Source organism: Micromonospora sp. L5 (genome assembly GCF_000177655.2).
GTDB lineage: Bacteria > Actinomycetota > Actinomycetes > Mycobacteriales > Micromonosporaceae > Micromonospora > Micromonospora aurantiaca.
In genome coordinates this window covers 3,863,880-3,884,851 of record NC_014815.1, presented here as the reverse complement: position 1 = coordinate 3,884,851, position 20,972 = coordinate 3,863,880, and the positions used below count along the sequence as shown (strand labels likewise).

Here is a 20,972-nt window from a genome sequence, read left to right as displayed (position 1 = left end):
GGTCACGCTCATCTCGTCCTGCGCGGTGTGGCCGTCGCGTCGTACAGGCCGTCTTCCTCGGCTTCGGCGGTCATCCGGTCGAGTGTCCGGCGGCGCGCCTGCCGGGTCCGCTCCTGGTAGTCGAGAACGTCCCGGAGCATGACTCGCCGGTGACGGCCGCGCATCGTGTACGGCATCTCGCCCTCGGACAGCAACCGGACCAGCGTGGGCCGGGAGATGTTGAGCAGGTCTGCCGCTTCCTGGGTCGTCAGCATCGTGTTGTGCGGCGCGATGGAGATCGCGAGCCCTTCGGACAGTGCCGTCACCACGTCCCGCAGCACGCCGTACAACTCGTCGGGGATCTCGATCTCGGACCCGTCCGGCCCGACCAGCCTGGCCCGCGCACGACCGCCGGCGCTCCGCAGTTCCTGCACGAACCGGGCCAGCTCAGCCGGGTCGTCCGGGGGAAGGACCGTACGTTCACGCAGGGCGTTGCTCATGACGCAAGCGTATCTCTATTCGAAAAAAACGCAACGCGTTTAGCGTGCGTGACCGGCGGGCGTGACGAGTGAGTGATTTCGCTCAACGCATCCGAATCGCGCCGCGTACTCGAAGATGTGAGCATGCGGATCCTCATGGCCGGCGCGTCCGGTTTCCTCGGCACCCGACTGGTCGACTGCCTCACCGCGGACGGCCACCAGGTCACCCGCCTGGTCCGCCGCCCGCCACGCACCCCCGTCGAACGGCAGTGGAACCCGTCCGCCGCACAGCTGGACCCGCAGTGTGTCGCCGACGCCGACGCGGTGGTGAACCTGGCCGGCGCGGGGGTGGGCGACAAGCGCTGGAACGACGAGTACCGGAAGGTGATCCGGACCAGCCGGGTGGACAGCACCACCACGCTCGCCATCACGATCGCCGGTCTGCCCGCCGCCGACCGGCCGACGGTGCTGCTGAACTCCTCCGCCGTCGGCTGGTACGGCAACACCGGCGACCGGACGGTAACCGAGGAGGCACCTGCGGGTGAGGGGTTCCTCGCCGATGTCTGCCGCGTCTGGGAGGCCGCGACCCGCCCGGCCGAGGACGCGGGCGTACGGGTGGTGCGCCTGCGTACCGGACTGCCGCTGCACCGCGACGGCGGCCTGCTCAAGCCGCAGCTGCTGCCGTTCCGGCTCGGCGTCGGCGGCAAGCTGGGCAACGGGCGGCAGTGGCTGCCGTGGATCTCGATGCGGGACTGGCTCGACGCCGCGACGTTCCTGCTGAACCGCGACGGCATCGCCGGCGCGGTGAACGTGGTCGGCCCGGCGCCGGTCACCAACGCCGAGTTCACCAGGGAACTGGCCCGCCAGCTGCACCGCCCGGCGATCATGCCGATCCCGGCGGTGGCGCTGAAGGTGGCGCTCGGCGGTTTCGCGCAGGAGGCGCTGACCAGCGCGCGGGTGCTGCCCGCCGTGCTCGACAAGGCCGGCTTCTCCTGGGCGCACCCGGACCTGGCGGGCGCGCTGCGCGCCGCCCTCTCCGAGTGACCGGCCGAGGGCGGCGCGACGCGGCGGATCAGCAGCCGATCACCCAGTACGCGGGCCCGGTCTGCTTCAGCGTGCTCTTGTAGAAGGTGTTGTAGAGGCCCATCCGCTGCCCGCTGCCGAGCGCGTAGGCGTAGCCACCGGACTGGTAGGCCCGCCCGGCCACCGCGTGCGCGTAGTTGCTGGCGGTGACGCAGACCGGCGCGCTGGTCGGCGTGGGCGAGGCGGTCGGCGTGGGCGAGGCCGTCGGCGTGGGTGACGCGGTGGCCGTCGGGGTCGGGCTCGGCGAGGCGCCGCCACCGCCGAGCCCGAAGAAGACCGCGTCCCGGTACGTCGAACAGATGGTGTCCAGGAAGTACGCCCCGGCGGTGCCGCACTGGTCCGCGCCCGTACCCGGGTCGACGGGGGTGCCGTGGCCCATCCCGGAGACCCGGTAGAGGCGGACCTGGTCGGCGCCGTAGACCTCCAGGCTCGTGCCGGCCGGCAGCGTGGACGTGCTGGTCGGGGTGGTCGACACGCCCAGCACGTTCGTCCACTGGTCCCGCGACTCGGCGGCGTTCGCGGTCGCCACGGTGGTGTCGCTGGTGCCGTGCCAGATCGCCACGCGGGGGCGCTTGCCGGTGTACCCGGGGTACGCGCCGCGGACCAGGTCGCCCCACTGCGCCGGGGTCTTGTCCACGCCCGGGTTCATGCAGCTGAACGCGGTGACGGTGCTGGTGGCGCAGCGGTACGGGATGCCGGCGATGATCGAGCCGCCGGCGAAGACGTCGGGGTAGGCGGCGAGCATGGCCGCGCTCATCGCGCCACCGGCGGAGAGGCCGCTGACGTAGACGCGGGCGCCGTCGGTGCCGTAGGTGGTCTTGGCGTAGTCGACCATCTGCTTGATCGACAGCGCCTCGCCCTGGCCGCGTGCGGTGTCACCGGTCTCGAACCAGTTGAAGCAGGAGTTGGCGTTGTTGCCGCTGGGCTGCTGCGGCGCGATGAGCGTGAACTTCCACTGGTCGGCGTACTTCTGCCAGCCGGAGTTGGTGACGTACGTCGAGGCGTTCTGCACGCACCCGTGCAGCAGCACCACGGCGGGCGCGCCGGTGGGCAGGCCGTCCGGGCGGTACGCGTACATGGCCAGGTTGCCGGGGTTGGAGCCGAACCCGGTGACCTGGGTCAGCGAGGCGGCCTGGGCGGGAAGGGCGGCGACCAGCGCGGTGGCCGCGGCCAGCACGACCCCGGCCGCCGCCCCGGCGACGCGGGCGATGAGGGATGAGGAGCGGGGCACGGGGACCTCCCGATCGTGGAATGTGAACTGAGTCACCTCCGAGTTGCCGAGACGTTACGGCCGCGTTTCGTCACACCGGAATGGCCGCCACTCACACATTCACGGCCACCGAAGTGTGCGGCGAGTTCCGTGTCCGGGCGGTCTGCCCAGGTCCGGTTGGTAACGTCCGCTGCGTGCCCTCCTCCCCGTCCCCGGCCGCCGGCCCGGCGCCGACGCGCGTCCGCGACCGGCGCGCCGACCTGCTGGTCACGCTCGCCGCGCTGGCCCTGGCCCTCTGGGTGACGAGTGGCATGTGGCGGGATCCGAACAGCCGCGCGATCACCGTCAACTCCAGCGACCAGGCGCTGTTCGAGTGGCTGCTGGCGTTCGGCGGGCACGCGCTGACCCACGGGCAGAACCCGCTGTACACCACCTTGATCAACGTCCCGGACGGGGTGAACCTCGCGGTCAACACCTCGATCACCGTGTATGCGGCGGTCTTCGCGCCGCTGACGTACCTGATCGGGCCGCCCGCGACGTTCCTGGTGATCCTCACGCTCAACCTGGCCGCGACGGCGGTGGCCTGGTACTGGCTGCTCAGCCGGCATCTGGTCCGCAGCCGGCTGGCCGCCGGGGTGGGCGCGCTGTTCATCGCCTTCTGCCCCGCGATGGTGTCGCACGCCAACGCGCACCTGAACTGGACCGCGGGCTGGCTGGTGCCGCTGCTGATCTGGGGCGTGTTCCGGCTGCGCCGGCCGGGCCGGGCGGTCACCGGCGGGATCGTGCTCGGCCTGCTGGTGGCTGTCGCGTTCTCGATCGCCGCCGAGGGGCTGTTCTTCACCGCGCTGGCGCTCGGCGTGTTCCTCGCGGTGTGGGCGCTGCACCCGGCGCGCCGGTCCGAGGTACGCGCCGCGCTGCCCCGGATGGCGGCCGGGCTGGGCGTGACAGCGCTCGTCGCCGGGGCACTGCTGGCGTACCCGCTGTGGCTGCACTTCCTCGGACCGCAACGGTTCCACGGCACCGGGTTCGACCCGTTTATCCACTCCGAGGACATCGCCGCGTACGGGTCCTATCCGCGCCGGTCGCTCGCGGGCTGGGCCGGGTGGGGCACCTCGCTCGCGCCCAACCCGACGGAGGAGAACTCGTTCTTCGGCGTACCGCTGCTCCTGCTCGCCGCCGCCTGCTTCGCGCTGCTGTGGCGGCGCGCGGACCGCGCGTTCCGGGCCACCCTCGCGGCGCTCGGGGTGACCGCAGTGGTCTTCGCGGTGCTGTCGTGGGGGCCGACTGTGAAGTGGAACGGCCGTCGCTTCGACCAGACGCTGCCGTTCGGGGTGCTGGACAACCTGCCGGTGATCAACGCGGCGTTGCCGTCCCGGCTGGCGCTCGTGGTCGCGCCGGTCATCGGTCTGCTGCTTGCGTACGCGATCGACTCGCTGCGTGCCCGGCCGCCCCGGCACCCGGTGAGCGGGCTCGCCTGGGCGCTGGGCTTCGCCGCGGCGCTGCTGCCGCTGGTGCCCACGCCGCTGCTGACCAGCGTCCGCGAGCCGATCCCGCAGTTCATCACCAGCGGCGCCTGGCAGCGTTACGTCCCGCCCGACGGGGTGCTGACGCCGCTGCCGCTGACCGTGGACGTCTACCCGGACGGGCAGCGCTGGCAGGCGTACGCGCTCGCCCACCGGCAGGGTGAGTTCCGGATCCCGTCCGGCTTCTTCCTCGGGCCCGGCGGGCCGGAGGGCCGGGGCCGGATCGGCCCGGTGCCGCGCACCTTCGACTCGCTGATGGACCAGGCGGGCCGGACCGGGCTGGTGCCGATCATCACCGACGGCAGCATCCGCGAGTCCCGGGCGGACCTGCGCTACTGGGGGGTCCAGGCGGTGGTGCTGCCGGACCGGGTGCACGGCGCCAAGTTCGACGTCGACGAGGAGGCGCTGCGGCGCACCGCCACCGCGCTGCTCGGCCCGCCCGAGCGGGTGGAGGACGTCTGGCTGTGGCGGGTGCCGGCCTGACCGTCGCCGTGTCCCCCGCGATGGCGACGAGGCTCACGGGTCCGGTTCCCGGAGGGCGGGACTAGGCTGGACGGGTGAGCGTGACGACTTCCGGGCTGACCGCCGTCCGCGCAGGCCTGCTCGACTACCAGGCCGCCTGGGACGAGCAGCGCCGGCTGCACGAGGCGGTGGTGGCCGGCGAGCAGGGCGACACGGTGCTGCTGCTGGAGCACCCCAGCGTCTACACCGCCGGCAAGCGCACCGAGCCGTGGGACCGGCCGATGGACGGCACCCCGGTGGTGGACGTGGACCGCGGCGGGAAGATCACCTGGCACGGTCCGGGGCAGCTCGTCGGCTACCCGATCGTCCGGCTGCCCGACCCGGTCGACGTGGTCGCGTACGTCCGGCGCACCGAGCAGTTGCTGATCGACGTCTGCGCCGAGTTCGGGCTGTCCGCCGGCCGGGTCGAGGGACGCAGCGGCGTGTGGGTGCCGGAGGACGACCGGGGGCCGGCCCGCAAGGTCGCCGCCATCGGCATCCGGGTGGCCCGCGGCGTCACGCTGCACGGCTTCTCCGTCAACTGCGACTGCGACCTGGGCTTCTTCGATCGGATCGTGCCCTGCGGCATCCGCGACGCCGGGGTCACCTCGCTGACCGCCGAGCTGGGCCGGTCGATCACCGTCGCCGACGTGCTGCCGGTGGTCGAGCGGCACCTGCCGACGTTGACGCAGGTCTGAGCCCCGTGCGGCTCGACCTGGTCACGCTCGTCGTGACCGAGTACGACCCCGCGATCGCCTTCTTCACCGAGGTGCTCGGGTTCGAGCTGGCCGAGGACAAGCCGTCGCTGACGAACGACGGCCGGCCCAAGCGCTGGGTGGTCGTACGCCCGCCGGGCGGCGGCACCGGCCTGCTGCTGGCCCGCGCCGACGGCGAGCACCAGGCCGGCGCGGTCGGCGACCAGACCCACGGCCGGGTGGGCTTCTTCCTCCAGGTCGACGACTTCGAGGCGGTGTACCGGCGGATGGTCGACGCGGGCGTCGAGTTCGTCCGGCCGCCCCGCACCGAGCCGTACGGCCGGGTCGCGGTCTTCCGCGACATCGCCGGCAACTCCTGGGACCTGCTCGGCCCGGCCTGACCGCTCGGCGGCGCGGTGGCCGACCGGTCCGGATCGCCGCCCGCCCAGGGCCACCGCCCGCCCAGACCCGCCGCCCACCCAGACCCCGCCTCGCCGTCGGTCACGGTGAGTCACAAGGCTGCGCCCGCAGCATGTGGCCTCCCGCCGACTTTGCTCTGCAGCCGGATCCGCAACGGTCACTCCCGGTCAGCCGCTGCGCCCGTGGCTGCAGAGCAAAGGGCGCAGACACCCTTCCCTCCCTCCCGAGGCCCGTCCGCCATAACCCCAGCTCAGCGCAATGCGTCGGCGTCGAGGGCATCCCGACTACCCCGAACCACCCTCACTTAGCGTGATCACAGGACTGAGCGACCTCTCGTCACGCTCAGTGGCAGATCCGAGCCGATTCGGGAGGGCGGCTGCGGCGGCAAGACCGACGGTCCCGATGGCGAGCCCGCGCCCCGCCGTCAGGGCGTGAGGCGGTGCAGGTCGCGCGGGAAGGCGGTCACCTCCCGGACGTTCGCCGCCCCGGTCAGCCGGGCGACGAACCGCTCCAGCCCGATCGCGAAACCGCCGTGCGGCGGCATGCCGTGCCGGAACGCGTCCACGTACCCGGCGTACGGCTCCACCGGCTCGCCCCGCGCCGCCAGGGCGGCCAGGTAGTCGGCGTGCCGGTGCAGCCGCTGCCCGCCGGTCACCAGCTCCACGCCCCGGAACAGCAGGTCGAAACCGTTGGAGTACGCGGGCCGGGCCGGGTCCGGATGGGTGTAGAAGGGGCGCTTCGCCATCGGGTACCCGGTGACGAAGAGGAAGTCGCAGCCGTGCTCGCGGAGCGCCCACTCCCCCAGCGCCCGCTCGTGCGCCGGCGCAAGGTCGGGTTCGTCCGCCGGCGCTCCGGCGATCTTCAGCGCGTCGGTGAAGTGCACCGCCGGGATCTCGGCCGGCACCTCCGGCACCGTCACGCCGAGCGTCGCCAGCGCGCCACCGGCCCGCTCGCCGACCGTCGCCACCATCCCGGCCAGCGTCTCCCGCAGCACCGCCATGACGTCCCGGTGGTCGGCCACGAAGCCCAGCTCCACGTCGAGCGACGTGTACTGGGCCAGGTGGCGCACCGTGTCGTGCGGCTCGGCGCGGAACACCGGCCCCACCTCGTACACCCGCTCGAAGACGCCGACCATGAGCTGCTTGTAGAACTGCGGCGACTGCGCCAGGTAGGCCGGCCGCCCGAACCAGTCCAGCGCGAACACGTTAGCTCCGCTCTCGGTGGACGAGGCGACCACCTTCGGCGTGTGCACCTCGACGAAGCCCCGCCCGTCGAGCGTGGCCCGGAAGCCGGACACGGCCGCCGCCGAGATCCGCAGCGCGGCGGAGCGGACCGGGTGCCGCAGCGCGACCGGCGCGTGGTCGAGCTGGGTGGGCAGGGTGGCGGTGAGCACCGGCCGGTACAGGTCGAACGGGGGCGGGACGGCGGGCGGCCCGAGCGGACGTACCGTCGGCTCGACGACCTCGACCCCGGCGGGTGCGGTGGGGTTCGCGACCACCGTGCCGACGACCTCGACGACAGTCTCCTCGGTGAGCGCCTCGACCTGCTCCCGCACGGCGGGCGCGGCGACCACCACCTGGGCGAGCCCGGCGGCGTCCCGGACGATCAGGAAGGCCACCGACTTGAGCAGCCGGCGGCGGTGGACCCAGCCGGCGAGCCGCACTGTGGCGCCCACACGGGCGGGGAGTTCTGTGGACAGGATGCGTTGCACGACGACTACCTCCTTGACCAATCGCAACGCGATCCCCAGGGAGGTGTGGGCGAGCGGGAACCTCGCGGTGCCACCACACCTTCGCCCCCGCCAGGGCGGGAGCCTCGTTCGTCGCCTTTTCACCGGGGCCGGCCGGGCGGGCTCTACTGGGCGCGAAACGCCGTTCTTCCCGCAGCTCGGGAGGGTCTTCACGGACCGGCGCCAGACCGCCTCACAGCAACCGGCGGCTCTCTCGACTGGCGGATCGGCCCGTTACTCGGCTCCGTCACAGCTCTGCCCGGCACGCTAGCACCGCACGCGCCGCGCTGTGACCGGGTTTTCTCGCCCCTGGTGTCCGGTGTCACAGCCATTCCGGCGTGACGGCCGTCGCCCTCGTTCATCGACCGGCACCGACCGGCGTACGCTCGGTTTTGTGACGATCGAGCAATCCGCGCCGACGACTGAGCAGCCAGCGCGCACCGCGACTGTCGCCCCGGAGGGGCGGCGGATGCTGCGGATCGAGGCGCGCAACGCCGAGACGCCGATCGAGCGCAAGCCGCCGTGGATCAAGGTCAAGGCCAAGATGGGCCCGGAGTACACCCAGTTGCGCGGGCTCGTCTCGCGCGAAGGGCTGCACACCGTGTGCCAGGAAGCCGGCTGCCCCAACATCTACGAGTGCTGGGAGGACCGGGAGGCCACCTTCCTCATCGGTGGTGACCAGTGCACCCGGCGCTGCGACTTCTGCCAGATCGACACCGGCAAGCCGGCCGAGTTCGACGCCGACGAGCCGCGGCGCGTCGCCGAGTCGGTCGCCGCGATGGGCCTGCGCTACGCGACCATCACCGGTGTCGCCCGCGACGACCTGCCCGACGGCGGGGCCTGGCTCTACGCCGAGACGGTCCGGCAGATCCACGCGCTTCAGTCCGGCTGCGGTGTCGAGCTGCTGATCCCCGACTTCAACGCCGTGCCCGAGCAGCTCGCCGAGGTCTTCGGCTCGCGGCCCGAGGTGCTGGCGCACAACGTGGAGACCGTGCCGCGCATCTTCAAGCGGATCCGCCCGGCGTTCCGCTACGAGCGTTCGCTGGACGTGATCCGCCAGGCGCGGGCCGACGGCCTGGTCACCAAGAGCAACCTGATCCTCGGCATGGGCGAGGAGCGCGCCGAGGTGTCCCAGGCGCTGCGCGACCTGCACGAGGCGGGCTGCGAACTGATCACCATCACGCAGTACCTGCGCCCCTCCCCCCGGCACCACCCGGTGACCCGCTGGGTCAAGCCGGAGGAGTTCGTCGAGCTGCGCGAGGAGGCCGAGGAGATCGGCTTCGCGGGCGTGATGAGCGGTCCCCTGGTCCGCTCGTCGTACCGCGCGGGCCGCCTCTACCAGCAGGCGCTCGACGCCCGCCGGGAGGTCACCGTCGCCGGCTGAGGCCGGCCGACCACCGCGTCACCCGCCGCCGGCCGCCTGCCGGATGCCATGATCACAGGCATGACCGCCGGGGTACGCGAGGAGCCACGCGAAGCCGTGCGCCCTCGTACGCCCCGGCGGCTGCCGTTGCCGACGCTGCTCGCCCTGCTCGTCGGGTTCGCCGGTGTGGGCTACCGGCTGGCGCTGCTGTTCGCCGACGCGCCGCCCACCAACAGCGACGAGGCGACGATGGGGCTGGCCGCCCTGCACATCGCCCGCGGTGACGGCTTCCCGGTGTGGTTCTACGGCCAGGCGTACATGGGCACGCTGGAGGCGTACCTGGCCGCGCCGCTGGTCGCGCTGGCCGGGCCGTCGGTGCTCGTGCTGCGGGTGCCCACGCTGACGCTGTACGCGTTGTTCCTGCTGCTGTCCTGGCGGCTGACCCGGCGGCTCGGCGGTGACCGCTGGTACGCCCTGCTGGTGGTCGCCGTGCTGGCGCTCGGCGCGGACCGGGTGGTGAAGAACCAGCTGATCGCCGGTGGCGGCTACCCGGAGCTGAACCCGGCCGGTGCCGCGCTGGCGCTGCTGACCGTCGGGCTCTGCGTGACCGGGGCGGGCGCGCGGCTGCCCCGCTGGGCGGCCTGGGGACTGATCTCCGGGGTGCTGCTCTGGGTGGACCCGCTGATCCTGCCGTACGTGCTGACGCTCGGCGCGCTGCTCGTGGCCCGCCGGTGGCGGGAGCTGGCCGGCCGGGCCGGGGTGGTGCTGGCCGGCGCGCTGCTGCTGGGCGCGGCGCCGATGCTCGTGGACAGCATCCGGCACGGCCGCAACCCGGTGACCGCGGTACTGGCGGCCGGTGGCACGGGCACACCTGCCGACTGGGCGGACCGGCTGCACGGCGCGCTGGTCCTCGGGCCGCCGCTGGCGATGGGTTTCTGCTCCCCCGGCCGGTGTGCCACCTGGCAGCTCTGGTGGGCCGTCGTCTTCCCGGTGCTGCTGGTGCTCGCCGCGTTCACCGCGTGGCACACGCTCCGCCGTACCTCGGGCGGGCAGGGCTCGCCGGAGCGGGTGCCGGCCGGGGTGCGGCTGGCGCTGCTCGGCGGCGCGGCGGGTGTGCTCGGCGCGTACGCGGTGAGCAACGCGGCCGGGCAGACGCCGATCGAGAGCAGCCGCTACCTGTCGTGCCTAGCGGTCGCCGTGCCGGCCCTGCTCTGGCCACTGTGGCAGGCCGCCCGCCCGCTGGTCGCCCACCCGTTCGCCGCCCGCCGGCTGACGGCGCGGCGCCAGCTCGCCGAAGTGGCGGTATCAGACCGGCCCGCCGAGGGCCAGCTCGCCGAAGTGGCGCCATCAGACCGGCCCGCCGAACGCCAGCTCGCCGAGGTGGCGCCATCAGACCGGCCCGCCGAACGCCAGTTCGCCGAGGTGGCGGCATCGGAGGAGGGTGGATACCGCCATCTCCCCGAAGTGGAGTCGATCAAGGCGGCGGGCGGGCGGAGGGCCCGGATGGCGGGGGTCGGGGCGCTGGCGGTTATCGCGGGGGTGCTCGGCACCGGCGTGGCGGCCACTGTGGACGTGGCGCGGACCGTGCCCGGCGTGCACGCCGAGGCCGACCGGCACCGGTCGCTCGTGGACACGCTCGGCGCGCTCGACGTGCGGAACGTCCGCGGCGGCTACTGGACGTGCAACCGGCTCACCTACGCGACAGGCGAGAACGTGCTCTGCGCCGTGGTCGACGACGACCTGACCCCCGGGTTCGACAGGCTGCCCGCGTACCGGCGGGAGGTGTCGGCCGACCCGGGCACGGCGTGGGTGGCACCGGCCGGCTCGCCGCTGGCCGCGCGGCTGGACGAGCGCCTCGGCGCCGAATCGGACGCGCTCGACGTGGTCGCGGTGGCCGGCTGGCGGATCTACCTGCCCCGCCGCTGACGCAAGCCCGGCCGGCTACCGGCCCGGCCCGGCGCTCGGCTGTGGCGCTCGGCTGTGGCGCTCGGCTGTGGCGCTCGCTGGCCCGGCGCCCGGCCGGCCCGACGCCCGACCGGCCCGACGCCCGACCGGCCTGACGCGTCCTGACGCGAAGCGGGATGGTCCGGCGCGCTACCTGGCGCGGCGCTGTGCCGGGACGGGCGGCGGAGGGTCGAGCAGGCCGAGGCGGTGAGCCAGCGCGGCGGCCTCCACCCGGTTGGTCACGTCGAGCTTGGCGATGATCCGGGACACGTGCACGCTCGCCGTCTTCGGTGAGATGAACAGGCGCTCGGCGATCCGGCTGTTGCTGTGCCCCTCGGCGACCAGCCGCAGCACCTCCTGCTCCCGGCTGGTCAGCAGGTCCGGCCCGGGTCGCCCGGTGCCGCGCAGCCCGACCCGGCGGGCAAGCGTCGCCGCCTGCTCGCCCAGCGGGGTGGCACCCAGCCGGGCGGCCAGCTCGGCCGTCTCCCGTACCGCGGCGGCCACCTCGTCCCGCTCGCACGCTGCCGCGGCCGCCTCGGCCAGCCCGAGCAGCGCCCGGCCCAGCGGGTACGGCTGCCCGGCCGTCCGCCACGCCGCCACCGTCGCCCGCCACGCGGCGAGCGCGTCGGCGGGACCGGTGGGCGCCGTCCCGCCGAGGATCGCGGTGACGTGGGCGGCGTGGGCGTGCTCGGCCGGGTGCCGGGCCGGCAGCGCGGCGGCCACCGCCGACACGTCGGCGGCGAGCGTCGCGTCACCGGTCAGCGCGGCGGTACGCGCCAGCGCGTTCAGCACCGGCCAGCCCTCGCGGGGCAGGTCGGCCAGGTGCGCGTCGGCCAGGGCGGCGCGCGCCGCGCGTACCGCCTCGGGCTTGTCGTCGGCGGCGAGCGCGGCCTCCACGCGCAGCTCGTGCAGCGGCAGCCGGTGGTTCGGCCAGAGGTACGGGCGGCCGAGGAACGCCAGCGCCCGCCCGACGACCTCGTCCGCGCCCGGATGGGCGCGGGCCAGGTGGAGCCCGGCGCGCAGTTGCAGCCAGTGCAGCCCGGACACGCCGGGCGGGTCGATGCGGGCGGCCTCGGCGCAGGTGGCGTCCGCCTCGTCCCAGCGGCCCAGCGCGATCAGTGCCTCGGCCCGGTTCGACAGCAGGTACGCCCCGATCGAGCGGCTGATGCCGACCCGGCGCGCCTCGCTCACCCCGGCCGCGGCTGCCTGTTCGGACTCGTCGTATCGGCCCAGCTCGTAGAGCACGTCGGAGAGGAAGACCAGTGCGCTGACCAGGGCCCACGAGTCGTCGGCCGCACGGGCCCGCGCCTCCACCCGGCGCAGCTCGGCCAGCCCCAGCTCCGGCGTGCCGTCGATGCGGTGCAGCAGGGCGATCCGGGTGGGCAGCAGCACCAGGTCGGTGCCGACCTCGGACGCGCCGGCCGCGGCCTCGGTGGCGACCGAGGCGGCCTCCCGAGGGTCGACCTTCATCAGGTGCGACGCGATGTCGGCGAGCACGCCGAGCCGTTCCGGGCCGTGCGGCGCACCCGCCGCCAGCCGGTACGCCTCGCGCAGCTCGGCCGCGCCGTCGCTCTTGCCGAGCAGCGCGAACAACCGGCCCCGGTGGTCGAGCAGGCGCGCGGCGCGCAGCGGTTCGGCGTCGGCGTCGACCTCGGCCAGCGCGGCCCGGGTGAGCGTGAGCGCCCGGCTGAGGTCTCCGGCGGTCACCGCCGCGGTGAGCGTGTCCTCCAGCACCCGCAGATGGTCCATGCCGAGCCGGTCGGCGGCGTCGGGCACCTGCTCCCAGAGTTCGAGGACGCGCTCCAGCAGCCGGCTCTGCTCGGCGTACGCGTACCGCTCGGCCGCCGCCTCGGCGGCGACCCGGGCCGAGGTGAGCGCGCGCGGGTGGTCGTGTGCCGCGTACCAGTGGTGGGCGATCTCGGCCGGCGCGCGACCGGCGGCGACCAGGTGCGGGTTGGCCTCGATCGCCGCGGCGTACCGGGCGTGCAGCCGCGCGTGCTCGCCGGGCAGCAGGTCGTCGTGCACGGCCTCGCGGACCAGCGCGTGCCGGAACTCGTAGTCGCCGTCCGGGTCGGCCACCACGAGCTGACCGGCGACGGCGGCGCGCAGCGCGTCCTCCAGTTCGGCCTCGGGCAGGCCGGCCACCTCGGCGAGGAGCTGGTGGGCGAACCGGGTGCCCCCGGCGGCGGCGATCCGCAGCACCCGCTGGGCCGGCTCGGGCAGCCGGTCGACGCGGGCCAGCAGCAGGTCGCGCAGCGTCTCCGGGATGGCCGCGCAGCCGACCGGGCCACCGGCGGCGGCCAGCTCCTCGATGAAGAACGGGTTGCCCTGGGTGCGTTCGTGCACGTCGTCGACGGTCCGGGCGACCTGCTCGGTGCCGAGCAGGTCGGCCAGCACGGCGGCGGTGCCGTCGCGGTCGAGGCGGCCCAGCTCGATCCGGTCCACGCCGCGGACCCGGTCCAGCTCGGCGAGGAACGGCCGCAGCGGGTGCCCCCGGTGCAGCTCGTCGGTGCGGTACGTGCAGACCACCAGCAGGCGGGTGGCGCGGGCGGCCCGCACCAGGAAGCCGATCAGATCCCGGGTGGACCGGTCGGCCCAGTGCAGGTCCTCGATCACCAGCACCAGCGGGCGTTCCTCGGCGATCCGCCGGAACAGCTCGGCGACCAGGTCGAACAGGTAGCCGCGCGGGGTGTCGGCGAGGGCCGGCCCGGCGGGCGCGGCGACGCCTGCGGGCATCCGGGCCAGCTCCGGCAGCAGCCGGGCGAACTCCGCCTCGTAGCCGGCGAAGGCGGCCGGCCCGTCGTGGCGCAGCACGTCGCGCAGCGCGGCGGCGAACGGGGCGAACGGGAGGCCCGCCTCGCCCAGCTCCAGGCACTGGCCGACGAGCAGGCGCGCGCCGGCGGCGTCCACCTGCGTGCCGAACTCCTCCAGCAGCCGGGTCTTGCCGACGCCCGCTTCGCCGCCGACGAGCACCGTCGCCGGCTCGCCGGTCCGGGACCGGGCCAGCGCGTCGCCGAGCGCGGCCAGCTCGGGCCGGCGGCCGACGAGGACGGTGCTGGCGGCGCGTACGGTCACGCCGTCGAGCATGCCACGGCCCTCCGACGGCCCTACCGGGCCGATCGGACGGCGGATGGCCGCCGGTCCGGCCGCCCCCGTGACGGCCGGACCGGCGAACTCCCCCACGGCACCGGCCGCGCCCACATTCCCGGGGACGGCCGGACCGGTGAACTCCCCACGACCCACAGCACCGGCCGCACCGGCGAGCCCGGCGACGGCCGCCGGTGCGGTCACCGGCGGGCGTCGGCGGGGTGGGCGTTGTGCTGGCGGCGGCTGAGCCAGCCGCGCGGGTGCCGACGGGGCAGCGACCGGGCGAGCCGGTCCTGGGCCGCGTCGGCCTGCAGCTCGGCGGCGTGGCTGCGGTGGATGCTGAGGATGAGGTCTGCGTCGTTGCCGAACATCTCGGATCTCCCTGTCGTGCGGTGTGTCCCTGTCGAGATCGACTCTCCGCGCGAAGGTGCCCCCGGGGCATGGGTACGCCGCCTGATCTTCGGCCGTCCGGCCTCCTTACCGGCGGGCCGATTCGGGACGGCGCGGCGGTAAGGTACTCAGCCCTCGGCGCAGGGGGCGGCCACGGATCAACGGGGTGCGCGCCGACCACTAGACTCTGCGGTATGGCAAAGCCCCAGGAGAAGGTCTCGTTCGGCCAGCGGCTGAAGCAGATCGGGATGGTGTTCCGGTTCACCGCCAAGCAGGACAAGTGGTTCGCGCCGCTGACCGCGGCGGCGGTGCTGATCCCGCTCGCGCTCACCGTGGTCGCGGTGATCGCCTGGGGCTGGATCTGGTTGCCGATCGGCATCCTGCTCGCCCTGCTCGCCGTGCTGATCGTGCTCAACCTGCGGTCCAACAAGGCGATGATGAACGCCGCCGAGGGGCAGCCGGGCGCGGCGGCGCAGATCATGGAGAGCATGCGCGGCGACTGGCGGGTCACCCCGGCGGTCAGCTCCACCACCCAGATGGACATGGTGCACCTGGTGGTGGGCCGGCAGGGCGTGATCCTGCTGGCCGAGGGCAACCCGCAGCGCGTACGCGGCCTGCTCGGCCAGGAGAAGCGCCGCCTGGCGAAGGTGATCGGCACCGCTCCGCTGCACGACTACGTGATCGGGCAGGGCGAGGGTGAGCTGCCGGTCCGCAAGCTGCGGATGACGCTGATGCGGCTGCCCCGCGCCCTGTCCCCCAAGGACGTCAACGCGCTCGACAAGCGGCTCAAGGCGCTCACCGCGCGGCCGCAGATGCCCAAGGGCGCGATCCCGAAGAACATGCGGCCGGCGCGTGGCGCGTTCCGGCAGACCCGGGGTCGCTGACTTCCGGCGTACGCGAGAAAGGAGCCGGTCCCGTGCGGGGCCGGCTCCTTTCTCGTGCGGGTCAGCGGCGCGGGGCGTCGGTGACGACGGACCCGGCCAGCCGGTCGTGCAGGCCGCGCCGGTGCTCGTCCATCAGCAGCGCCGGCACCACGAGGGCCAGCAGGAAGCCGCGCAGCAGTCCGCGGAGCGGCCCGATCCGGCCGCCGTCGGCCCAGGACACGCAGCGCAGCCGGGTCAGGTACATGCCGGGGGTCTGGGCGAACAGGCCGATGAAGAAGCCGTACTCCAGGATCAGCACCAGGACCGGCGGCCAGCCGTCGCGGACCGGGTCGGAGAAGGCCCGGGCGACCATCAGGCACAGCACCCAGTCGATGATCAGGGCGCCGAAGCGGCGGCCGAGGCTGGGCGGGGTGAACGCGGGGTCGGTGGCGGGCGGCACCGGTGTGGCGGCGGTATCGGTCACAGCGGCCAGGGTAGCGCCGCCGCGACCCTTGACGAAAAATACGACATTCGGCATCAGAGGGTGCCGGGATGACGCTCCGCAAGCGACGTAACACGGCGGAAACAGACGAGACACGGCCGGGCAACCCCCCGGCCATAGCGTCGCCAGTAGCCAGCTAACGGAGTGGACCTGCCAGGAGGACGTGTGTTCGCCAATTCCGAGGAACTCCTGCGATACCTCGCCAACGAGGACGTGAAGTTCGTCGACGTACGTTTCTGTGACCTGCCCGGCGTGATGCAGCACTTCAACCTGCCGGTCGAGTCGTTCGACGACAGCGTCTTCACCGACGGCCTCGCCTTCGACGGATCCTCGATCCGCGGCTTCCAGGCCATCCACGAGTCCGACATGCTCCTGCTGCCGGACGTCGCCACCGCCTTCATCGACCCGTTCCGGGCCCAGAAGACGCTCGCGCTCAACTTCTTCATCCACGACCCGTTCACCCGCGAGGCGTACTCCCGCGACCCGCGCAACGTGGCGAAGAAGGCCGAGGCGTACCTGGCGGCCAGCGGCATCGCCGACACCGCCTACTTCGGCGCCGAGGCGGAGTTCTACATCTTCGACTCGATCCGCCACGAGACCTCGGCGCACCAGTCGTTCTACTACATCGACTCGATCGAGGGCGCCTGGAACAGCGGCCGGATCGAGGAGGGCGGCAACCGCGGCTACAAGACCGCCTACAAGGGCGGCTACTTCCCGGTGCCCCCGGTCGACCACTACGCCGACCTGCGCGACCGGATCGTGCGGCGTCTCGTCGACGGCGGCTTCACGGTCGAGCGGTCGCACCACGAGGTCGGCACCGCCGGCCAGTCGGAGATCAACTACAAGTTCTCCACCCTGCTGCACGCCGCCGACCAGCTCCAGCTGTTCAAGTACATCGTCAAGAACGAGACCTGGGCCGCCGGCAAGACCGCCACGTTCATGCCGAAGCCGCTGTTCGGTGACAACGGCTCCGGCATGCACACCCACCAGAGCCTGTGGCGTGGGGGCGAGCCGCTGTTCTACGACGAGACCGGCTACGCCGGGCTGTCCGACACCGCGCGCTGGTACATCGGCGGCCTGCTGCACCACGCCCCGTCGCTGCTGGCCTTCACCAACCCGACGGTGAACTCCTACCGTCGTCTGGTGCCGGGCTTCGAGGCGCCGGTCAACCTGGTCTACTCGCAGCGCAACCGCTCCGCGTGCACCCGCATCCCGGTGACCGGCAGCAACCCGAAGGCCAAGCGCGTGGAGTTCCGGGTGCCGGACCCGTCGAGCAACCCGTACCTGGCATTCTCGGCGATGATGATGGCCGGCCTGGACGGCATCAAGAACAAGATCGAGCCGCCGGCGCCGATCGACAAGGACCTGTACGACCTGCCGCCGGAGGAGTGGGGCGACGTCAAGCAGGTCCCGGGTTCGCTGCCCGAGGTGCTCAACGCGCTCGAGGCCGACCACGACTACCTGCTCGACGGCGGCGTGTTCACGCCGGACCTGATCTCCACCTGGGTCGACTGGAAGCAGGCCAACGAGGTCGACCCGGTGCGTCTGCGCCCGACCCCGCACGAGTTCGCGATGTACTTCGACTGCTGAGGTAGATCAAGGCGCCGACCCGCACGAATCGGGTCCGACCTGACGGACGGCGGTCATGCCGGCTCACAGCCGGCGTGGCCGCCGTTTCGTGTCGAGCGGTTGCGTGTTGATCGTGGCATGGCCGGATGTCAGCGATGATGAGGCGACCGCTCGTAGGGGTAGTGATGACAACACGACCGACGCTGTTCCTGACCGTAGGACTGCCGGGCACCGGGAAGACCACGGAGGCGCGGCGCATAGAGGTCGAGGAGAAGGCCCTTCGTCTGACGAAGGACGAGTGGGTGAAGGCCCTCTACGGGCTGGCGAACCCGCCGTCGGCTTCGGACGTCATCGAGGGACGGCTCATCGAGATCGCGCTGCGGGCGCTCGAACTCGGCGTCAACGTCGTCATCGACTTCGGCCTCTGGGGCCGAGATGAGCGCTCGGCTCTACGACAGGCAGCAGCCGACCTCGGAGCGTCGGTGACGATGCGCTACTTCCAGCTCACACCGGCCGAGCAGCGGCAACGGCTTGACCGGCGGCAGGCCGAGGAGCCGCACACGACCTGGCACATGTCCGACGAGGAACTCGCCACGTGGGCTGCCGTCATGAGCATCCCGACGCCGGGGGAACTGGACGGCAGTGAACCTGTCGACGATCCACCGGCCGGGTTCGCCACCTGGGACGAGTGGCGCAGGCACCGCTGGCCCGCCTTCATCTCCTAGAGCCGCGTGGGAACGTCCACGCGACCGCCACGACCACCACCAGCGCCGTCATCAGCACCGCGCCCGGCGCCTTGCTGAACCGGGCCAGGTTGGATCCGTCCGGCAGGGTGAGCGCCGAGGCGACCGCGCAGGGCGCCACGAACCAGACCTGCCGGGCCAGCGGCACCGCCGCGACCGCGAGCACTGTCAGCGGCCAGATCGCGTACCAGGGGTGGAAGACCGGGGCGAGCAGCACCGTGGCGGCAAGCGCCAGCCCCGCGCCGAGCAGCGCCACCCGGGGGCGGGCCAGCGTCAGCCGGGCCACCCGCTGCCGGGCGTCGTTGAGCCGCCGCAGCGCCGTCCACGCCTGCCACCAGAGCGCGACGAGCGTCCCGGCGAGCAGCACCAGCGCGACCGCCCGGGCCACCGGCACCGCCGCGGGCCGCTGCCCGGCCAGTTCACCGGCGTAGTCGATCACGAAGCCGATCGCTGTGGGCGGGGAGGTCCACTGCTGCGAGTCGCCGCTGTGGCCGAGCCCTTCCACCCAGCCCAGCCCGAGCCCGGTGGCGAGCGAGACGACCAGCAGCGTGCCGAGCACCGAGGCGGCCAGCTGCCCGCCGTCGCGCAGCAGCGCCCGCCAGGTGTAGCGGCCGAGCACGGCGGCGAGCGCCGCGAACGGCAGCGCCACGACGGCGACCGCCTTCACCGCCACGGCCAGGCCGAGCAGCACCCCGGCCACCAGCAGCGCACGCGGCTTGCCCGGCAGGCGGACCAGCACCAGCAGGCCGAGCAGGAGCAGCCCGAGCGCGAGCGCGTCGTTGTGCGCGCCCGCCACGAGGTGGATCCCGACCAGCGGGCACGCGAGCACCAGCCAGGCGGCGCGGCGGGTGGGCACCCCGGCGGCGCGGGCCAGGCCGGGCAGGCAGAGCGCGGCCAGCAGTACCCCGGCCACCGCGACCAGCCGCAGCGCCACGATCGTCCCGATCAGGCCGCCACCGGCGAGGACTGCGAGCCCGGCCAGCAGCACGAAGAACGGCCCGTACGGCGCCGGGGTGTCCCGCCAGATCGGCGACACCGAGTCGGTCCACGGGCAGCCGGCCGCGGCGACCCCAATCCGGTACGGGCTGAGCCCCTGCGTCCACGTCCAGCCCTGGCAGGCGTACGAGTAGACGTCGCGGCTGCCGATCGGCGGCGCGGCGAGCAGCGGCAGCGACCAGAGCCCGGCGGTCACGTACGCCCACCGGCCGGACGGGGCGCCCCACCGCAGCGACCACCAGGCGCCCAGGAGCAGCAGCGTCCCGGCCAGCCAGCAGCCGAGCGTCACCGGCCCGTGCGGTGCGGCCCAGATCGCGGCGAGCGTGCCGCGCGGTGGTGTGCCCGGTAGCGCGCCGCCGAGCCATCCGGCGACGGTGAGCAGTACGGCACCGGCGAGGCCGGCGTAGCGGGCGAGACCGGCGGCGATCGGCCGGACGGGTCCGTCGGGCTCGCTCACCGGCACACTCCTCAGTCCACGGGAACCGGCTGCCGGCCCTTGCGAGCCGACCGTACCAACCACACGACCACCCCGATCACGAACAGGGTCATCAAGGGCGCACCGGGCATCTTGGTGTACCGGGGTAAACCGGTGCCGTCGGCCAGCACCAGGAACGACGACACCACTGTGACGATCGAGAACCAGAGCGTGCGGTGCGCGGTGGCGGCGAGCACGGCCAGCGGCCACAGCCAGTACCAAGGGTGGAACAGCGGGGAGAGCGCGACGGTGGCGGTCAGCGCCAGCCCGGCGTGCCAGAACGGCTCACCGCGACGGAACGACCGGAACCAGAGCCAGATCAGCACGGCGACCAGCACGACCATGCCGATCGCCCGGGTCACCGGCAGCGCGTCGACGTGCACGCCGAACGGCGCGAGCAGGTAGCCGACGGTCTGCCCCACCGCCGTCGGCGGCGACGTCCAGGCCACCACCAGCCCGCCCTGTTCCAGCCCGCCGACGAACCCCAGCCCCAGCCCGGAGGCGAGGGTCACGGCGGCGAGCGCGGCGAGCGAGCCGCCGACCACCCACCCGCCGTCGCGCACCAGCGTCCTGATCCGGTACGCCCCGACGATCGCGGCCAGCGCGGCGAACGGCATCACGACCAGCGCGGTGACCTTGACGGCGGCGGCGAGTCCGAGCAGCACCCCACCGGCGAGCAGCGGTCCGGGCCGGCCCGGACGGGCCGCCACCACCGCCAGCCCGGCGACCAGTAAGCCGATCATCAGCGCGTCGTTGTGCGCGCCGGAGACCAGGTGCACGGGCACCAGCGGGCTCGCCAGCGCCAGCCAGAGCGCCCGCCGTGGCGGCACCCCGCAGCGGCGGGCCAGCACCGGCAGCGCCCAGGCGGTGAGCGCCACCCCGGCCACGGCCAGTACCCGGAACAGCGCGACGGCGGCGAGCAGCGAGCCGGTGGCCTCCACCACCGCGCCGGCGAGCAGCACGAACAGCGGCCCGTACGGCGCCGGGGTGTCCCGCCAGATGTAGGAGATGGTGTCCAGCCAGGGGCAGGGCAGCGCCGACACGCCCTGCTCGTAGGGGTTGATCCCGGCGGAGAAGCTGGCGCCCTGGCAGGCGTACGCGTACACGTCGCGGCTGCCCAGCGGCGGCGCGACCAGCATCGGCAGCAGCCACAGCGCGACTGTGACAAGCACCCAGCGGGACGACGGCACCCGGTCCCGCAGCGACCACCAGGCCCACGCCAGCAGCGCGGTGCCGACCAGCCACAACCCGATGATCAGCGGCCCGTTCGGGCCCTGCCAGATGCTGACCGGCGTGGGACGCAACTCGCCGTCGGGCAGGGCGCCGCCGAGGAACGCGGCCACGGCGAGCAGCACCGAACCCGCCAGGCCGATCCAGCGCGAGAGGTGGTGAGGCACGTCCGACATGCTGCCAGTACGGTG

The 20,972-nt window shown here is 73.6% G+C and carries 17 protein-coding genes; 9 read left to right on the top strand and 8 right to left on the bottom strand.

The genetic code is table 11. The features are described 5' to 3' along the window. Nucleotides 1-8: 8 nt before the first annotated feature. Nucleotides 9-479 (bottom strand): helix-turn-helix domain-containing protein, encoded by a 471-nt coding sequence (locus ML5_RS18400; RefSeq protein WP_013475700.1) that lies wholly within the window; start codon nt 477-479, stop codon nt 9-11. 123 nt (nt 480-602) lie between these two features. Between ML5_RS18400 and ML5_RS18395 the strand changes: the two genes are divergently transcribed. After that, a complete protein-coding gene (locus ML5_RS18395) occupies nt 603-1,502 on the top strand; it encodes a TIGR01777 family oxidoreductase (protein ID WP_041784216.1) in 900 nt (299 codons plus the stop codon). A 28-nt stretch (nt 1,503-1,530) separates the two neighbouring features. On the opposite strand, the gene ML5_RS18390 is transcribed toward ML5_RS18395, so the two are convergent. Next, complete coding sequence (locus ML5_RS18390; RefSeq protein ID WP_013475698.1) at nt 1,531-2,772, bottom strand: PHB depolymerase family esterase; 1,242 nt, start codon at nt 2,770-2,772, stop codon at nt 1,531-1,533. Between the two features lie 173 nt (nt 2,773-2,945). Here ML5_RS18390 and ML5_RS18385 point away from each other — a divergent pair, with 173 nt between their 5' ends. The 3 genes from ML5_RS18385 to ML5_RS18375 all read left to right on the top strand — a co-directional run bounded on the left by ML5_RS18385 (nt 2,946) and on the right by ML5_RS18375 (nt 5,871). Continuing rightward, nucleotides 2,946-4,757, top strand: coding sequence for a DUF2079 domain-containing protein (locus tag ML5_RS18385; RefSeq protein ID WP_041784215.1), 1,812 nt, complete (start codon nt 2,946-2,948; stop codon nt 4,755-4,757). A gap of 74 nt (nt 4,758-4,831) precedes the next feature. Continuing rightward, nucleotides 4,832-5,473, top strand: coding sequence for a lipoyl(octanoyl) transferase LipB (gene lipB / locus ML5_RS18380; RefSeq protein ID WP_041784214.1), 642 nt, complete (start codon nt 4,832-4,834; stop codon nt 5,471-5,473). A 5-nt stretch (nt 5,474-5,478) separates the two neighbouring features. Next, complete coding sequence (locus ML5_RS18375) at nt 5,479-5,871, top strand: VOC family protein (protein ID WP_013475695.1); 393 nt, start codon at nt 5,479-5,481, stop codon at nt 5,869-5,871. Between the two features lie 443 nt (nt 5,872-6,314). Here ML5_RS18375 and aspS read toward each other — a convergent pair whose 3' ends face one another. Next, nucleotides 6,315-7,601: an aspartate--tRNA(Asn) ligase gene (gene aspS / locus ML5_RS18370; RefSeq protein WP_013475694.1), complete on the bottom strand. Its 1,287-nt coding sequence runs from the start codon at nt 7,599-7,601 to the stop codon at nt 6,315-6,317. 412 nt (nt 7,602-8,013) lie between these two features. Between aspS and lipA the strand changes: the two genes are divergently transcribed. Both lipA and ML5_RS18360 read left to right on the top strand, forming a co-directional pair. Beyond that, nucleotides 8,014-9,003, top strand: a complete 990-nt coding sequence (gene lipA, locus ML5_RS18365; protein ID WP_013287743.1) for a lipoyl synthase — start codon at nt 8,014-8,016, stop codon at nt 9,001-9,003. Nucleotides 9,004-9,063: 60 nt separating this feature from the next. Further along, nucleotides 9,064-10,908 (top strand): DUF423 domain-containing protein, encoded by a 1,845-nt coding sequence (locus tag ML5_RS18360; protein ID WP_236619232.1) that lies wholly within the window; start codon nt 9,064-9,066, stop codon nt 10,906-10,908. A gap of 168 nt (nt 10,909-11,076) precedes the next feature. Here ML5_RS18360 and ML5_RS18355 read toward each other — a convergent pair whose 3' ends face one another. Beyond that, the gene (locus ML5_RS18355) at nt 11,077-14,001 is read right to left on the bottom strand and encodes an AAA family ATPase (RefSeq protein WP_236619231.1); all 2,925 of its coding nucleotides are present in this window, start codon (nt 13,999-14,001) and stop codon (nt 11,077-11,079) included. A gap of 212 nt (nt 14,002-14,213) precedes the next feature. Next, complete coding sequence (locus tag ML5_RS32380; RefSeq protein ID WP_013475691.1) at nt 14,214-14,384, bottom strand: hypothetical protein; 171 nt, start codon at nt 14,382-14,384, stop codon at nt 14,214-14,216. A gap of 213 nt (nt 14,385-14,597) precedes the next feature. On the opposite strand from ML5_RS32380, the gene ML5_RS18350 reads away from it, so the two are divergent. Further along, on the top strand, nt 14,598-15,287 hold the full coding sequence (locus tag ML5_RS18350; RefSeq protein ID WP_013287747.1) for a DUF4191 domain-containing protein: 690 nt from the start codon (nt 14,598-14,600) through the stop codon (nt 15,285-15,287). 61 nt (nt 15,288-15,348) lie between these two features. Here ML5_RS18350 and ML5_RS18345 read toward each other — a convergent pair whose 3' ends face one another. After that, the gene (locus ML5_RS18345) at nt 15,349-15,804 is read right to left on the bottom strand and encodes an RDD family protein (RefSeq protein ID WP_013475690.1); all 456 of its coding nucleotides are present in this window, start codon (nt 15,802-15,804) and stop codon (nt 15,349-15,351) included. Nucleotides 15,805-15,933: 129 nt separating this feature from the next. Here ML5_RS18345 and glnA point away from each other — a divergent pair, with 129 nt between their 5' ends. Together glnA and ML5_RS18335 are read left to right on the top strand one after the other, a co-directional pair. Next, entirely contained in the window at nt 15,934-17,358 is a 1,425-nt protein-coding gene (gene glnA, locus ML5_RS18340; protein ID WP_013475689.1) for a type I glutamate--ammonia ligase, read from the top strand. Between the two features lie 164 nt (nt 17,359-17,522). Continuing rightward, nucleotides 17,523-18,062 carry an ATP-binding protein gene (locus ML5_RS18335; protein ID WP_013475688.1) on the top strand — a complete coding sequence of 180 codons (540 nt, stop codon included), beginning with the start codon at nt 17,523-17,525 and terminating at the stop codon, nt 18,060-18,062. Here the strand turns inward: ML5_RS18335 and mptB (ML5_RS18330) are convergent. Both mptB (ML5_RS18330) and mptB (ML5_RS18325) read right to left on the bottom strand, forming a co-directional pair. Next, entirely contained in the window at nt 18,052-19,533 is a 1,482-nt protein-coding gene (gene mptB / locus ML5_RS18330) for a polyprenol phosphomannose-dependent alpha 1,6 mannosyltransferase MptB (protein ID WP_013475687.1), read from the bottom strand. The genes ML5_RS18335 and mptB (ML5_RS18330) overlap by 11 nt on opposite strands. Nucleotides 19,534-19,544: 11 nt before the next feature. Next, nucleotides 19,545-20,957, bottom strand: coding sequence for a polyprenol phosphomannose-dependent alpha 1,6 mannosyltransferase MptB (gene mptB, locus ML5_RS18325; protein ID WP_013475686.1), 1,413 nt, complete (start codon nt 20,955-20,957; stop codon nt 19,545-19,547). Nucleotides 20,958-20,972: the final 15 nt, after the last annotated feature.